Annotated in this window: 16 protein-coding genes and 3 tRNA genes; 3 read left to right on the top strand and 16 right to left on the bottom strand. The window is 70.1% G+C overall.

The window, feature by feature from the left end:
* Positions 1–106: 106 nt before the first annotated feature.
* From ACLIN4_RS20900 to ACLIN4_RS20875, 6 genes are all read right to left on the bottom strand, one after another.
* Positions 107–901 (bottom strand): hypothetical protein, encoded by a 795-nt coding sequence (locus tag ACLIN4_RS20900; protein ID WP_411576109.1) that lies wholly within the window; start codon positions 899–901, stop codon positions 107–109.
* Between the two features lie 146 nt (positions 902–1,047).
* Entirely contained in the window at positions 1,048–1,773 is a 726-nt protein-coding gene (gene rplA, locus ACLIN4_RS20895) for a 50S ribosomal protein L1 (RefSeq protein WP_100044830.1), read from the bottom strand.
* An 81-nt stretch (positions 1,774–1,854) separates the two neighbouring features.
* Positions 1,855–2,289, bottom strand: a complete 435-nt coding sequence (rplK, locus tag ACLIN4_RS20890) for a 50S ribosomal protein L11 (protein ID WP_006130605.1) — start codon at positions 2,287–2,289, stop codon at positions 1,855–1,857.
* Between the two features lie 182 nt (positions 2,290–2,471).
* Positions 2,472–3,341 carry a transcription termination/antitermination protein NusG gene (gene nusG, locus ACLIN4_RS20885; protein ID WP_289906732.1) on the bottom strand — a complete coding sequence of 290 codons (870 nt, stop codon included), beginning with the start codon at positions 3,339–3,341 and terminating at the stop codon, positions 2,472–2,474.
* Positions 3,342–3,421: 80 nt separating this feature from the next.
* A complete protein-coding gene (gene secE / locus ACLIN4_RS20880) occupies positions 3,422–3,709 on the bottom strand; it encodes a preprotein translocase subunit SecE (RefSeq protein ID WP_043381098.1) in 288 nt (95 codons plus the stop codon).
* A gap of 108 nt (positions 3,710–3,817) precedes the next feature.
* A tRNA-Trp gene (locus ACLIN4_RS20875) sits at positions 3,818–3,890 on the bottom strand.
* A 225-nt stretch (positions 3,891–4,115) separates the two neighbouring features.
* Between ACLIN4_RS20875 and ACLIN4_RS20870 the strand changes: the two genes are divergently transcribed.
* Positions 4,116–5,342: a pyridoxal phosphate-dependent aminotransferase gene (locus ACLIN4_RS20870; RefSeq protein ID WP_100044832.1), complete on the top strand. Its 1,227-nt coding sequence runs from the start codon at positions 4,116–4,118 to the stop codon at positions 5,340–5,342.
* A 129-nt stretch (positions 5,343–5,471) separates the two neighbouring features.
* Positions 5,472–6,503, top strand: a complete 1,032-nt coding sequence (locus tag ACLIN4_RS20865; protein ID WP_411576108.1) for an adenosine deaminase — start codon at positions 5,472–5,474, stop codon at positions 6,501–6,503.
* Between the two features lie 298 nt (positions 6,504–6,801).
* On the opposite strand, the gene ACLIN4_RS20860 is transcribed toward ACLIN4_RS20865, so the two are convergent.
* Positions 6,802–7,410 (bottom strand): TetR/AcrR family transcriptional regulator, encoded by a 609-nt coding sequence (locus ACLIN4_RS20860; protein WP_100044834.1) that lies wholly within the window; start codon positions 7,408–7,410, stop codon positions 6,802–6,804.
* Positions 7,411–7,512: 102 nt separating this feature from the next.
* Between ACLIN4_RS20860 and ACLIN4_RS20855 the strand changes: the two genes are divergently transcribed.
* A complete protein-coding gene (locus tag ACLIN4_RS20855; RefSeq protein WP_100044848.1) occupies positions 7,513–8,145 on the top strand; it encodes an NAD(P)-dependent oxidoreductase in 633 nt (210 codons plus the stop codon).
* A gap of 67 nt (positions 8,146–8,212) precedes the next feature.
* Here ACLIN4_RS20855 and ACLIN4_RS20850 read toward each other — a convergent pair whose 3' ends face one another.
* The 9 genes from ACLIN4_RS20850 to ACLIN4_RS20810 all read right to left on the bottom strand — a co-directional run bounded on the left by ACLIN4_RS20850 (position 8,213) and on the right by ACLIN4_RS20810 (position 13,582).
* Complete coding sequence (locus ACLIN4_RS20850; protein WP_411576107.1) at positions 8,213–9,268, bottom strand: UDP-N-acetylmuramate dehydrogenase; 1,056 nt, start codon at positions 9,266–9,268, stop codon at positions 8,213–8,215.
* Positions 9,269–9,348: 80 nt separating this feature from the next.
* On the bottom strand, positions 9,349–9,729 hold the full coding sequence (locus tag ACLIN4_RS20845; protein WP_289906739.1) for a DUF3291 domain-containing protein: 381 nt from the start codon (positions 9,727–9,729) through the stop codon (positions 9,349–9,351).
* Between the two features lie 30 nt (positions 9,730–9,759).
* Positions 9,760–11,283, bottom strand: a complete 1,524-nt coding sequence (locus tag ACLIN4_RS20840) for a DHA2 family efflux MFS transporter permease subunit (protein WP_411576106.1) — start codon at positions 11,281–11,283, stop codon at positions 9,760–9,762.
* Between the two features lie 117 nt (positions 11,284–11,400).
* The gene (locus ACLIN4_RS20835; RefSeq protein WP_411576105.1) at positions 11,401–11,976 is read right to left on the bottom strand and encodes a TetR/AcrR family transcriptional regulator; all 576 of its coding nucleotides are present in this window, start codon (positions 11,974–11,976) and stop codon (positions 11,401–11,403) included.
* Between the two features lie 106 nt (positions 11,977–12,082).
* Positions 12,083–12,511, bottom strand: coding sequence for a MaoC family dehydratase (locus tag ACLIN4_RS20830; protein ID WP_100044839.1), 429 nt, complete (start codon positions 12,509–12,511; stop codon positions 12,083–12,085).
* Between the two features lie 8 nt (positions 12,512–12,519).
* Positions 12,520–12,972, bottom strand: a complete 453-nt coding sequence (locus ACLIN4_RS20825) for a MaoC family dehydratase N-terminal domain-containing protein (RefSeq protein WP_100044840.1) — start codon at positions 12,970–12,972, stop codon at positions 12,520–12,522.
* 162 nt (positions 12,973–13,134) lie between these two features.
* Positions 13,135–13,299, bottom strand: a complete 165-nt coding sequence (gene rpmG / locus ACLIN4_RS20820; protein WP_003948671.1) for a 50S ribosomal protein L33 — start codon at positions 13,297–13,299, stop codon at positions 13,135–13,137.
* Positions 13,300–13,390: 91 nt separating this feature from the next.
* Positions 13,391–13,463 (bottom strand) — tRNA-Met (locus tag ACLIN4_RS20815).
* Between the two features lie 46 nt (positions 13,464–13,509).
* Positions 13,510–13,582: transfer RNA gene (locus tag ACLIN4_RS20810), tRNA-Thr, on the bottom strand.
* Between the last annotated feature and the right edge of the window lie 185 nt (positions 13,583–13,767).

The raw sequence follows: 13,767 nt of genomic DNA, 5'->3' as shown, positions 1-13,767 counted from the left end.
AAGGAGCAAGGGAGACAGACGGTTTCTCCACACACGGAGATCGCTTCTCCACAGCAAGGACGCGAGCGTATCCGGAATGGTTCGAACCGTCTTGTGATTTGCGTGGTCAGCCGCCGCCCGGCGTCTGCCGCAGCAGCTCCGCGAAGTCCGCGGTGTCGGAGGCCGGCGGGCGCTCGACGGAGACGGCGACGCCGTAGTCGCTGTAGTAGGCGGTCTGGGTCAGCTCCCCGGTCTTCGTCCGTCCCCGCTCGACCTTCTTGACCAGCAGGTCCCGGTCGTCCACCCAGATGTCGACGGTCTCCTCGGTGGCGCCGTCCACGGTGCCGCTCCAGTGCGTGGTGCGCCGGCCCCGGGTCGTCTCCTCCCCCACCCTGCGTACGTCGCCGGAGGCCAGGAGTCGCTTCACCGTCCGGTCGGGCGTCGTCTCGCGCATGCCCTCCGCGAAACCGGCCGCACCGCTGCCGAGGTCCTCCAGGTCGGCGTACCCGTACTTGATCCAGTGTCTGCCGCCCACCCGGCCGGCGAACTCGTCGCCCATCCGGGCGTAGTACGCGTCGGGCAGGTAGCGGGCCTCCATGGCCGTGGTGCCCAGCCGGCGCATGGTCTCGGCGGTCGTCCCACCCGTGTAAGTGATCTTCAGGGTGCCGGTGAGACCGCCGTCCCAGCCGAGGGCTCCCGTGGCGTCCAGGGAGAGCTCGGTGCCCATGACGGTCGTGGACTCGACCCTCGCCGAACCCGCCCGCGCGGTGGCCCGCTCGACGGCGCGCAGGGGCTCGGCCGACGGGTCGGCGGACGCCCTGGAGTCGCTGGACCCGCCGGCGGAGGTGCAGGCCGTGACGCACGCCAGCGCGGCCGTCACCGCGATCGATACGGCCGTACGGCGTGCCGTCGTGCTTCTCATCAGCCCACCCCCTGTGCCCCGTGCGCCCCGTGCACGGGTCCTGCCCCGCACGTTAACGCAGGGCTGCGACACCCGTACGGAAAAGGGAACGGGCCCCGCACCTCGGAAGGTGCGGGGCCCGTGAACCGGTTGGGCGAGCCGTTGGCTCAGACCGCGGCCGGGTCCTCCTCGACGAGGAGGTTGCGGGTGCGGTTGGAGTCCAGCGGGATGCCGGGGCCCATCGTGGTGCTGAGGGCGGCCTTCTTGATGTAGCGGCCCTTGGCGGCCGACGGCTTCAGACGGAGGACTTCCTCCAGGGCCGCGGCGTAGTTCTCCACCAGCTTGGTGTCGTCGAACGACGTCTTGCCGATGATGAAGTGCAGGTTCGAGTGCTTGTCGACGCGGAACTCGATCTTGCCGCCCTTGATGTCGTTGACAGCCTTGGCGACGTCCGGGGTCACGGTGCCGGTCTTCGGGTTCGGCATGAGACCACGGGGACCGAGCACGCGGCCGAGGCGGCCGACCTTGCCCATGAGGTCCGGGGTGGCGACGACGGCGTCGAAGTCCAGACGGCCCTTCGACACCTCGTCGATCAGCTCGTCGGCGCCGACGATGTCGGCGCCCGCGGCACGCGCGGCCTCGGCACGGTCACCGGTCGCGAAGACCAGGACCCGGGCGGTCTTGCCGGTGCCGTGCGGGAGGTTCACGGTGCCACGGACCATCTGGTCGGCCTTGCGCGGGTCGACACCCAGGCGGAAGGCGACCTCGACGGTGCCGTCGAACTTGGTCGTGGAGGTCTCCTTGGCGAGACGGACGGCCTCGAGCGGGGCGTAGAGCTTGTCCCGGTCGATCTTGGCGTCCGCAGCGCGGAGAGACTTGCTGCGCTTGCTCACTACTGCTCCTGTTGGCTTCTTAGGAGTCGTGGTCCGGGCCGAGCAGGCCCTGCCACTTCTGCTGGCTTACGGGGGTGGAGGTCAGCCCTCGACCGTGACGCCCATGGAACGCGCGGTGCCGGCGATGATCTTCTCGGCGGCGTCCAGGTCGTTGGCGTTGAGGTCGGGCATCTTGGTGGTGGCGATCTCGCGGACCTGGTCACGCGTGATCTTCGCGACCTTGGTCTTGTGCGGCTCGCCGGAGCCCTTCTCCACGCCCGCGGCCTTGAGGATCATCTTCGCGGCCGGCGGGGTCTTGGTGATGAAGGTGAAGGAGCGGTCCTCGTAGACCGTGATCTCCACCGGGATGACCCAGCCACGCTGCGACTCGGTCGCGGCGTTGTAGGCCTTGCAGAACTCCATGATGTTGACGCCGTGCTGACCCAGCGCGGGGCCGACCGGCGGAGCCGGGTTGGCGGCACCGGCCTGGATCTGGAGCTTGATGAGCCCCGTGACCTTCTTCTTCTTGGGAGGCATAGCTCTCCGGGTCCTTTCGATTCGGGTCCTGCCCGCCTCCGGGGAACCACCCGGACACAGGCATACCGCACAACGATAACGGGTATGGATGTGCGGCCAAAAACCGAGCAGGTCAGACGGGCAGCCTGGGCCCGTCCGACCTGTTCGGAAGCTGTGCGCCAGAAGCCCTGGCCCTGGAAGGGCTAGTTCTTCTGGATCTGGTCGAAGCTGAGCTCGACCGGGGTCTCGCGGCCGAAGATCTCGACGAGGCCCTTGACCTTCTTCGAGTCGGCGTTGATCTCGTTGATCGTGGCCTGCAGCGTGGCGAACGGGCCGTCGGTGACGGTGACCGAGTCGCCGACCTCGAAGTCCAGGACCTGGACCTCGACCTTGCGCTGCGGAGCCGGCTTGCCCTCGGCCTCGGCGGCCTCGCGGGCGGCCTTCTCCTCGGCCTCGGGGGCGAGCATCTTGACGATCTCGTCCAGCGTCAGCGGGTACGGGTCGTAGGCGTTGCCGACGAAGCCGGTGACGCCCGGGGTGTTGCGGACGACGCCCCAGGACTCGTTGGTCAGGTCCATGCGGACCAGGACGTAACCCGGCAGCTTGTTCTGGCGGATCGTCTTGCGGTCGCCGTTCTTGATCTGGACGACCTCTTCCTGCGGCACCTCGGCCTGGAAGATGTAGTCCTCGACGTTGAGCGAGACGGCGCGCTGCTCGAGGTTGGTCTTCACGCGGTTCTCGTAACCGGCGTAGGTGTGGATCACGTACCACTCGCCGGGGAGGACGCGCAGCTCACGGCGGAGCGCCTCGATCGGGTCGAGCTCGGGCTCCTCGGCCTCCGCCTCGCCGGCCTCCGCTTCGGCCTCGTCGGCCGCCTCGGTGGGCTCGTCGGCCTCTTCGGTGGTCTCGTCCTGGGCCTCGACGGTCTCGTCCGCGTCCGCGGCGGCGTCGTCGGCAGCCTCGGTCTCGGCGGAGACCTGGGTGTCCTCGTTGTCGGCGCCCTCGACGGTGCCGAGCTCGTCCTCGACGGACTCGACCGGCTCGATGGCGTCGTTCACGTTCGGGTCAGACACGGTGGCTGCTTCTTCCTGGATACATAGGGGTGGAACACGCGAAAGGGGCGCCGGGTACCTCGGCGCCCTTCGCTCTCGACTCAGCCGAAGACGTACTTGGCGGCGTGAGAGAAGCCATAGTCAATCAGAGTCACCAGGCCGATCATGATGACCACGAAGATGATCACCACGGTGGTGTACGTCGACAGCTGGTTGCGAGTCGGCCAGACGACCTTGCGCAGCTCCGCGACGATCTGGCGGTAGAAGAGCGCCAGCCGCTTCAGCGGGCCCTTCTTGGCGCGCTTGCCGCCCTTGCGGGACTTCTTCTTGGAGTCCGGAGCCTCGTCCTCGGCATCAGGCATGTCGATGGAGCCCACGGCGTCCGTCACTCGTCCTCACCTGATTCCGGGTCGTGGCCGTGCCGCGCCCGGTCTGAGCCGCACGGCGGTGCATTGCTGTACGTACATGCGCACACATCCTGGCGAAGGTGTGTGTAGCAGGGCCGGAGGGACTTGAACCCCCAACCGCTGGTTTTGGAGACCAGTGCTCTACCAATTGAGCTACGACCCTTTGTGTGTCCCCAACGTACCGCATCCGCCCGGATGCTCGGTGTGCACCGGATGAGCGCGGGCCGCTGAAGGCCAACGAGGTGAGAGTGTACGTGCTCAACGGCCGGGCGTCGAACAGAAAGCGCGTCCGGACTGATGTTCAGGCCCCCGCCCGGTCCGGTGCCGGTCCTGTTCAGTCCGTGAAACCCCTGTGCCCGGGAAGTTTCCGGTCTGGAACGATGGCCCCATGAGCGCTGCAACCCCTCCCACCGAGCGCCGGGTCTCCGCCCGGGTCGGTGCGATCTCCGAGTCCGCCACCCTCGCCGTGGACGCCAAGGCCAAGGCCCTCAAGGCCGCCGGACGTCCGGTGATCGGCTTCGGCGCCGGTGAGCCCGACTTCCCGACCCCGGACTACATCGTCGAGGCCGCGATCGAGGCCTGCAAGAACCCGAAGTTCCACCGCTACACCCCGGCCGGCGGCCTGCCCGAGCTGAAGGCCGCGATCGCCGCGAAGACGCTGCGCGACTCGGGCTACGAGGTCGACCCGTCGCAGATCCTGGTCACCAACGGCGGCAAGCAGGCCATCTACGAGGCGTTCGCCGCGATCCTCGACCCGGGGGACGAGGTCATCGTCCCGGCGCCGTACTGGACGACGTACCCGGAGTCGATCCGGCTGGCCGGCGGTGTCCCGGTCGAGGTCGTCGCCGACGAGACCACCGGCTACCGCGTGAGCGTGGAGCAGCTGGAGGCCGCGCGCACCGAGAAGACGAAGGTCGTCCTCTTCGTGTCGCCGTCGAACCCGACGGGCTCCGTGTACACCGAGGCCGAGACCGAGGCGATCGGCAAGTGGGCCGTCGAGCACGGGCTGTGGGTGCTGACGGACGAGATCTACGAGCACCTCGTCTACGGCGACGCCTCCTCGGTGTCCATGCCGGCGGTCCTGCCCGAGCTGCGCGACAAGTGCATCGTGGTCAACGGCGTCGCCAAGACGTACGCGATGACCGGCTGGCGGGTCGGGTGGGTCATCGGCCCGAAGGACGTCGTCAAGGCCGCGACGAACCTCCAGTCGCACGCCACGTCCAACGTCTCCAACGTGGCCCAGGCGGCGGCGCTGGCCGCGGTCTCCGGCGACCTGGACGCCGTGGCGAAGATGCGGGAGGCCTTCGACCGGCGCCGCAGGACGATCGTGCGGATGCTCAACGAGATCGACGGCGTGCTGTGCCCGGAGCCGGAGGGCGCCTTCTACGCCTACCCGTCGGTGAAGGGGCTGCTCGGCAAGGAGATCCGCGGCAAGCGTCCGCAGGACACGGTGGAGCTGGCCGCGCTGATCCTGGAGGAGGCGGAGGTCGCGGTGGTGCCGGGTGAGGCGTTCGGTACGCCCGGGTACCTGCGGCTGTCGTACGCGCTCGGGGACGAGGACCTCGTCGAGGGTGTCTCGCGGATCCAGAAGCTGCTGGCGGAGGCGCGGGACTGACCGTTCCCCCTTCCGCAGGGCCATCACACATCAACGTTGAGGTGTGATGGCCCTGTTTGTTTGTGCGAGCAAGACCACGTACGGGGAAAGTGCTGTCGGGTCGGGCGTGTCGTGCGGCAGGATCACGGAATGGAGCGTGTACGTGATGTCTCTGAACTGCCGAAGGCCCATCTCCACCTGCACTTCACCGGGTCGATGCGGCCCACGACCCTGCTGGAACTGGCCGACAAGCACGGCGTGCGGCTGCCCGATTCGCTGACCGAGGCGCTGGAGCGCGGGGACTCGCCGAAGCTGCGGGCGACGGACGAGCGGGGCTGGTTCCGCTTCCAGCGGCTGTACGACGCGGCGCGGTCGTGCCTCCAGGAGCCGGAGGACATCCAGCGGCTGGTGCGGGAGGCCGCGGAGGAGGACCTGCGGGACGGATCGGGGTGGCTGGAGATCCAGGTCGACCCGACGTCGTACGCGCCCCGGCTGGGCGGGCTCATCCCGGCGCTGGAGATCATCCTGGACGCGGTGGAGACGACCGTTCGGGACACCGGGATCGGGATGCGGGTGCTGGTGGCCGCGAACCGGATGAAGCATCCGCTGGACGCGCGGACGCTGGCGCGGCTGGCCGTGCGGTACGCGGACCGGGGGGTCGTCGGGTTCGGGTTGTCGAACGACGAGCGGCGGGGGATGGCGCGGGACTTCGACCGGGCGTTCGCGATCGCGCGGGAGGGCGGGCTGCTGTCGGCTCCGCACGGGGGTGAACTGACCGGGCCCGCGTCGGTGCGGGACTGTCTGGACGACCTGGAGGCGGACCGGATCGGGCACGGGGTGCGGGCCGCGGAGGACCCACGGCTGCTGAAGCGGCTGGCCGACCGGCAGGTGACGTGCGAGGTGTGTCCGGCGTCGAACGTGGCGCTGGGGGTGTACGAGAAGCCGGAGGACGTGCCGCTGCGGACGCTGTTCGAGGCGGGGGTGCCGATGGCGCTGGGCGCGGACGATCCGCTGCTGTTCGGGGCGCGGCTGGCCGCGCAGTACGAGATCGCACGGGACCACCACGGGTTCACGGACGCGGAGCTGGCGGAACTGGCGCGGCAGTCGGTGCGGGGGTCGGCTGCGCCGGAGGAGGTGAAGGGGAAGCTGCTGGCGGGGGTGGACGAGTGGCTGGCGGGGTAGGGGGCGCCTGCGGCGGCCCGTGCGGGTTCGTGGCGGGGATGGGGATGCCCGCGGCGCAGCCAGGGGCAGTGGCCTGCCGCCGCAGCTGCGGACGTGGGTGCCGCCGCACCCGCGTAGCTGCGGGCAGTCGTGCCTCCCCCAGTGCCTTGACGGCCTGGGAGGTGCCCCCCCCCAGGGGCGGCACGGGTGGGCGGTGGGGGCACCTCCCGCTCGAGCGAAGCCGAGAGTGGGGGAGGCACCCCGCAACGCCGGGCCGCGCCACCCATCCCCCCGGGCGCGAAGAAGGCGCCGGGTGCCGTCACCCACCCACCCCGCCGATCCCCACCAGCACCGTCCGGACCAGTCGCCGCGCGAACGCGTCGGCCGGCGGCATATCGCCCTCCCTCGTCGCGTCGTACGCGAACGCCCGCTGCGCACAGGCGCCCAGCAGCAGCGACGCCGCCGCGAAGGTGTCCGCCTCGGCGCGCACCCGCCCCGCGGCCTGCTCGGCGCGCAGATAGGCGTCCAGGCCCGCGATCGGCAGGTGCGGACCGGTGCCCAGCTCCCGCATCGCCTCGTCGTGCCGTCGCTTCAGCTCCGTCTGGGCGTACAGCGACGCGGCGATCGGGAAGCTCTGCTCGTAGAAGAGCGCGGCCCGGTGGGCGATCTCCGTGAGGTTCTCCTCCAGCGAGGCCCGGCCCGGCTCGGCGGCAAGGCTCTGCAGCAGGGGGGCCAGCCGGGGCAGCCGCTCGGAGAGGACGCGGATGAACAGTTCCTCCTTGCTCGCGAAGTGCTTGTACAGCGCCGCCTCGGAGCAGTCCGCGCCCTTGGCGATCTCCTTGGTGGTGGTACGGGCGAGCCCGACGGAGAGCATCAGCTCGTGTGCGGCGTCCAGGATGCGTTCGCGAGCCGGCTTGGCGGTCGGCATGGCTGCTCCAGTCGGGGCTTGACGGTGGGTGAGTACTTACTCACGATAGGGGAGACGGGGTGAGTGAGTACTCACCCACCGAATCGTGGGATGGGGTCCGCCATGAAACTCACCGTCTTCGGTGCCACTGGAGGCATCGGCCAGGAGGTCGTCAGGCAGGCGCTCGGCGCGGGACACCACGTCACGGCCGTCGTACGGGACCCCGCGCGGCTGTCCGTGACCGGGGAGCGCCTGGAGGTGTTCCGCGCGGATCTGAGCGATTCGGCGTCGGTGCGTCCGGCGGTGGCCGGGCGGGACGCGGTGCTGTCCGGGCTCGGCGCGCGCAGCCGGAAGGACGCGGGCGTCGCGACCCGGCTGACCCGGACGGTGCTCGACGCGATGCGGGCCGAGGACGTGCGCCGGGTGCTGGTGGTCAGTGCCGCTCCGGTGGGGCCCGAGCCGCAGGACGCGGGGTGGTTGGACCGGGGGGTGCGCGGCATCGTGTCGGCGGTGCTGAGGGATGTGTACACCGACCTGCGCGCCATGGAGGAGGAGCTGGCGCGCAGCGGCACGGACTGGACGGCCGTCCGGCCACCGCGGCTGCAGGACAAGCCGCTCTCCGGCCGGTACCGGACGGTGGTCGGCGGTTTCCCGTCCAAGGGGCGTTTCGTCGGCCGCGCCGACGTCGCTCACGCCATGCTGGCGATGACCGAGGACGCGGGCACCGTGAAGCAGGGGGTGGGTGTGGCCTACTGAACGGCCCGGGTGGCCTGCTGGACGGCCCGGTCCGGCCTACTGGACGGTCCGGGGAGCGGGCCTACGGCTAGAGGCTGACGCCGACCGTCACCGGTTCGTTGACCAGCGTGACGCCGAAGGCCTCCCGGACCCCGGCGACGACCTCGCGGGCCAGGGCGAGCAGGTCCTCCGTGGTCGCCTCGCCGCGGTTGGTGAGGGCGAGGGTGTGCTTGGTGGAGATGCGGGCGGGGCCGATGCCGTAGCCCTTGGTGAATCCCGCCTTGTCGATCAGCCAGGCGGCGGAGGTCTTGATCCGGCCCTCGCCCGCGGGGAAGGCGGGTGGTTCCGCGGCGTCGCCGAGGCGGTCGGCCACGCGCGCGCGGAAGGCGGCGAACTCGTCGTCCGTGAGGATCGGGTTGGTGAAGAACGACCCGGCCGACCAGGTGTCGTGGTCCTCCGGGTCCAGGACCATGCCCTTGCCGGCCCGCAGCTTCAGCACGGTGTCGCGGGCGGTGGCCAGCGGCACCCGGTCCCCGGCTTCGACGCCGAGGGCGCGGGCGGTCTCGGCGTAACGGAGGGGCGCGGAGAGCCCGTCGGCGTCCTCCAGCTCGAAGCGGACGCGCAGGACCACGTACCGCTCGGGCTCGGCCTTGAAGCGGCTGTGACGGTAGGAGAAGGCGCAGTCGGCGTTGGTGAGGGTGACCGTCTCGCGGCTCCTGCGGTCGTACGCGGTGACCTCGGTGATCGTCGAGGAGACCTCCTGGCCGTACGCGCCGACGTTCTGGATGGGGGTCGCGCCCGCGGAGCCCGGGATGCCGGCCAGGCACTCGACGCCGGCGAGTCCGGCCTCGACGGTGCGGGCCACGGCGTCGGTCCAGATCTCACCGGCCGCGATGTCGAGCGTCGTGCCGTCGAGCAGGACGCCGCGCGTGGCGATGTGCAGGGCGGTGCCGTCGAAGCCCTTGTCGCCGATGACCAGATTGGACCCGCCGCCGATGAGCAGCAGGGGCGTACCGGTGTCGTCGGCCTCGCGGACGGCGGCGATCACCTCGGCGTCGGTGGTGGCCGTGATCAGGCGGGTCGCGGGGCCGCCCAGCCGGAAGGTGGTCAGCGGGGCGAGCGGGGCGTCGTGGAGTTCCTGCACGCGGTCAAGAGTACGAGACGGCACTGACAGGGATGGGCAGCGGGAAACGCCCCGGCCGGTCGGCCGGGGCGTTCCTCGGTTCAGGCGAGGCGCCTTCGTACGTCGGCCCAGTCCACGGGCAGGTCGTCGCTCGACGCCGGCCAGGAGGCGAACTTGGAGTCCCGCATCTGTGCGGACAGGCCGCGGGAGGTGGGCCCGTGGGTTCCGGAGCGGGCGAAGGCCTTGAGGGCCGCCGGCGACTCCCAGGCGGACAGGGTCCAGAAGGTGCGCTTGAACGGTTCGGCCTTGAGCGTGGCGCCGTACGCACCGGGCGCGGCCTTGACCTGCCGCCACACTCCCGGCGTACGGGCCAGGAACTTCAGCGCTCCCCACAGGGTGCGCGTCTCGAAGCGGGAGGCGAAGACGTGGACCTCCGTCCCCGGCGGCGGCTGGTTCGGCACGGTCCAGGGCAGGGTGGGCATGTCGAGCTCCTTTCGCGTCGTGCGAGCGGGTCAGCGGGTGGTCGCTTCGGCGGTGGGAAGGGGTGCCGGTTCGACGGCGGAAGCGGGTGCCGGTTCGACGGCGGGAACGGGTGCCGGTTCGGCGGGCGGCAGGGTCGCGGCGTGGCCCGTGGGTGTGTGCGCGTCGTGGCGGCGGGCCGGGATCAGCAAGGCCGCGACACCCGCGAGGACCACGACGGCGGCGCCCGCCGCCACCGCGGGCCGCAGCCCGTCGACGAAAGACTGCGCGGAGTCGTAGCTGCCCCGGGCGGCGAAGATCGAGGACATGACCGCGATGCCGAGCGCGCCGCCCACCTCGCGCAGGGCGTTGTTGGCGCCCGAGGCGATGCCCTGCTCCTCGGCGACGACGCTGGACATCACCAGGGCGGATGCCGGGGCGACGAACAGGGCCATGCCGATGCCGCTGACGATCAGGCCGGGCAGCTGGACGGCGTAGGAGGCGTCGGCCGTGACCACGGAGGCGAGGTAACCGAGGCCGGCCGCCTGCAGGAAGAGGCCGGCCGCGACGACCGGGCGTCCTCCGATCCGGTCCGAGAGGATGCCGGCGATCGGCGCGACCAGCATCGGCATGCCGGTCCAGGGCAGCATGCGCAGCCCCGCCTCGGTGGGCGTATAGCCGAGCACGCCCTGCATGTACTGGGCGAGCAGGAAGATCGAGCCGAACATCCCCAGGAACATCAGCAGGCTCGCCGCGTTGACGCCGGCGAAGGCACGGGAGCGGAACAGCCGCATCGGAAGCATGGGGTTCTTCGCCCGTGTGCTGTAGAGGACGAAGCCGACGAGCAGCGCGGCGCCGGCGAACAGGCTGGTCAGCACCACGGGGCCGGTCCAGCCGTCGACCGGCCCGCGGACCAGCCCGTAGACGATGCCGAAGAGTCCGCCGCTGGCGAGCAGTGTGCCGGGGACGTCCAGAGGGGCGCCCGTGCCGTGCGACTCGGCGAGGCGGAGGCGGGCGAGCGGCAGCAGGGCCAGGCCGAGCGGAACGTTCAGCCAGAAGATCCACTGCCAGGAGATGTGCTCGGTGAGGCTGCCGCCGACCAGCGGGCCGGAGGCGACGGCGAGCCCGTTGACGGCGCCCCAGATGCCGTACGCCATCCCGCGCCGTTCGGCGGGCACGGCGGCCGTCAGCAGGGTCAGCGTCAGCGGCATCATGATCGCCGCGCCGACGCCCTGCACCGCGCGGGCGGCGATGAGCGAGTCGAGGCCGGGTGCCATGGCCGCGGCGGCGGACGCGGCGGTGAAGACGGCGATGCCGACCAGGAAGAGCTTGCGGCGGCCGAAGCGGTCGCCGAGGGCCGCGCCGAACATCAGCAGCACGGCGAAGGTGAGCGTGTAGGCGCTCACGGTCCATTCGAGGTCGTGCAGCGCCCCGCCCAGGTCCTCGCGGATGGAGGGCAGGGCGGTGGTGACGACGAGGTTGTCCAGGGCCGCCATGAATCCGGCGACGCTGGTGATGACGAGGGCCCAGGCCGTTCCCCCACGGCGGGTGCCCGGTCGTGCGCCTTGCTGTGACATCTCTCCCCCAGAGGGTGTGCACTGCTGCGTCGGACTTCTCTTCCACGATCTATTTAGTTATTGCTGACTAACTTTCGCGGGCATACGGAAGGGCCGCCCCGCGCGGGCGCCGCGGACCTACGCCTTGTCGCCCTGGCCCGGCTTCGCCCGCGCCGAGAGGTAGAAGCCCTCCCAGACCCGGTGCTCCGGCGGGAAGCCCATGCCGGACAGGGCGTTGACGAGCATGCCGTACGCCATGAAGGTCGTCGTCTCGTTCACGTCGCCGCCGAGCGGCACATGGACGGCGTCGAAGATCTCCATCCAGCCCTTGCGCACCATCTCGCCGAACTCGTGGTCCCCGGCGGCCTCGGCCGCCGACACCGCCACATACGTCTGCAACTGCATCTGCAGCTTTTCGGGCTGCTCGGCGATCAGTCGCGTGTAGGCGTCCGCCATGGCGTGCAGCGCCTCTTCGCCGTGGAGGCCCTCCGAGGCCTCCACGAAGACCTGGCGCGTCTCCTGGAGACACCGCTGCGAAGCCGCCAGGAAGATCGCCTTCTTGCCCGGGAAGAGCCGGAAGAGGTACGGCTGGGAGACCCCCACCCGCTTGGCGATGGCCTCGGTGGACGTGCCGTAGTAGCCGCCCCGGGAGAACTCGCTCATCGCCGCGCGGATGACGCTCTCGCGCCGCTCCTCAGCGCTCATCCTGACCATGGAAGTAAGTTAGTACTCAATCACTAACTGCGTCAAGCGCCGACGGGACGCGGACACGCGTAAGGGGCGCACCTCCCTGGAGGCACGCCCCTTACGCCTCGGACCGTCAGGCGAGCCGCACGACCGCGCGGGACATGCCCAGCACCTTCTGGCCGGCACTGGTCGCCGTCAGGTCGACGCGGACGGTGTTGTCGTCGAGCTTGGCCGCGACCTTGGCGCTCACCTCGATGAGCGCACCCTTGTCGTCGTTGGGGACGACGACGGGCTTGGTGAAGCGGACGCCGTACTCGACGACCGAACCCGGGTCACCGGTCCAGTCGGTGACCACACGGATCGCCTCGGCCATGGTGAACATGCCGTGCGCGATCACGTCCGGGAGGCCGACCTCCTTGGCGAACTTCTCGTTCCAGTGGATGGGGTTGAAGTCGCCGGAGGCTCCCGCGTACCGGACCAGCGTGGCGCGGTCCACGGGGAAGCTCTGGGCGGGCAGCTCGGTGCCGACCTCGACGTCGGAGTAGGAGATCTTCGCCGTCATCGGAACGCTCACGCCTCCTCGGCCGCGCGGGCCACCAGTTTGATCCAGGTGGTCACGACGTGCTCCCCGGCCTCGTCGTGGACCTCACCGCGGATGTCCAGGATGTCGTTGCCCGCCATCGACTTGATCGCCTCGATGGTCGAGGTGACGCTCAGCCGGTCGCCGGCGCGCACGGGACGGGAGTAGGCGAACTTCTGGTCGCCGTGCACCACCCGGCTGTAGTCCAGGCCGAGCTGCGGGTCCGAGATGACCTGTCCGGCCGCCCGGAAGGTGACGGAGAACACGAAGGTCGGCGGCGCGATCACGTCCGGGTGGCCGAGCGCCTTCGCGGCCTCCGTGTCCGTGTACGCCGGGTTCGCGTCCCCCACCGCCTCCGCGAACTCACGGATCTTCTCCCGGCCCACCTCGTAGGGCTCGGTGGGCGGATAGGTCCGCCCCACGAAGGACTGGTCGAGCGCCATGGGCTCGGCACCTCCTGATGGTGTCTGTCGACCTGCTGGTGTCGGTGCTGCAGTCGACCTGCTGCTGTCGCCTGCTGCTGTCTGCTGCTGCCTGCTGCGGGTGACGAAACGACGTGAGGCCGCCCCCGGTGTTTCGGGGACGGCCTCACGTACGAGCCTGGTTTATCGCGTTTCGCGGTGCGCGGTGTGCGCGTTGCAACGCGGGCAGTGCTTCTTCATCTCCAGTCGGTCCGGGTTGTTACGCCGGTTCTTCTTGGTGATGTAGTTCCGCTCCTTGCACTCCACGCAGGCCAGCGTGATCTTCGGGCGGACGTCGGTGGCAGCCACGTGAGTGCACTCCTTGACGAACGGATTGATGGAATTAACGCAAGAAAGAGTAGCCGACTGAAGGACCGACCCCGCAATCGGCTACTGAGAGTAGCGGTGACCGGACTTGAACCGGTGACACAGCGATTATGAGCCGCTTGCTCTACCGACTGAGCTACACCGCTGCGATGCGATCGGGCCCCGCCTTGCGGCGGGAACCTCTCACACCAGAGCCCCAAAACGGAATCGAACCGTTGACCTTCTCCTTACCATGGAGACGCTCTGCCGACTGAGCTATTGGGGCGAGCGATGAAGACATTACACGGTCGCCCGCCGTTCGCCCAAATCCGTTTCGCCGCCCCTGCCCCGGCCCGTCCCGACCACCGGGGCGGACGGACCGCACCGGTACGACTATTGCGCTCCTCCGCGCCACGGGGTGATCACCGTCCTAGGCTCGACTCACTCTGCGTGATCTTGCGTCCCCCACTG

Origin of the sequence: Streptomyces mutabilis, assembly GCF_046628145.1 — a bacterium.
Taxonomy (GTDB): Bacteria; Actinomycetota; Actinomycetes; order Streptomycetales; family Streptomycetaceae; genus Streptomyces; species Streptomyces mutabilis.
Note: the sequence above shows the minus strand (reverse complement) of the source record. Positions and strands in the feature narration are given on the sequence as shown.

Bases quoted from the DNA above. Each gene is read 5' to 3' on its own strand.
- ACLIN4_RS20855 (WP_100044848.1), top strand. From the start codon at position 7,513: ATGAAACTCACCGTCTTCGGTGCCACTGGAGGCATCGGCCAGGAGGTC.
- ACLIN4_RS20865 (WP_411576108.1), top strand. From the start codon at position 5,472: ATGGAGCGTGTACGTGATGTCTCTGAACTGCCGAAGGCCCATCTCCAC.
- ACLIN4_RS20845 (WP_289906739.1), bottom strand. From the start codon at position 9,729: ATGCCCACCCTGCCCTGGACCGTGCCGAACCAGCCGCCGCCGGGGACG.
- ACLIN4_RS20840 (WP_411576106.1), bottom strand. From the start codon at position 11,283: ATGTCACAGCAAGGCGCACGACCGGGCACCCGCCGTGGGGGAACGGCC.
- ACLIN4_RS20830 (WP_100044839.1), bottom strand. From the start codon at position 12,511: ATGACGGCGAAGATCTCCTACTCCGACGTCGAGGTCGGCACCGAGCTG.
- ACLIN4_RS20900 (WP_411576109.1), bottom strand. From the start codon at position 901: ATGAGAAGCACGACGGCACGCCGTACGGCCGTATCGATCGCGGTGACG.
- ACLIN4_RS20835 (WP_411576105.1), bottom strand. From the start codon at position 11,976: ATGGTCAGGATGAGCGCTGAGGAGCGGCGCGAGAGCGTCATCCGCGCG.
- ACLIN4_RS20860 (WP_100044834.1), bottom strand. From the start codon at position 7,410: ATGCCGACCGCCAAGCCGGCTCGCGAACGCATCCTGGACGCCGCACAC.
- ACLIN4_RS20825 (WP_100044840.1), bottom strand. From the start codon at position 12,972: ATGGCGCTCGACCAGTCCTTCGTGGGGCGGACCTATCCGCCCACCGAG.
- ACLIN4_RS20870 (WP_100044832.1), top strand. From the start codon at position 4,116: ATGAGCGCTGCAACCCCTCCCACCGAGCGCCGGGTCTCCGCCCGGGTC.
- rplK (WP_006130605.1), bottom strand. From the start codon at position 2,289: ATGCCTCCCAAGAAGAAGAAGGTCACGGGGCTCATCAAGCTCCAGATC.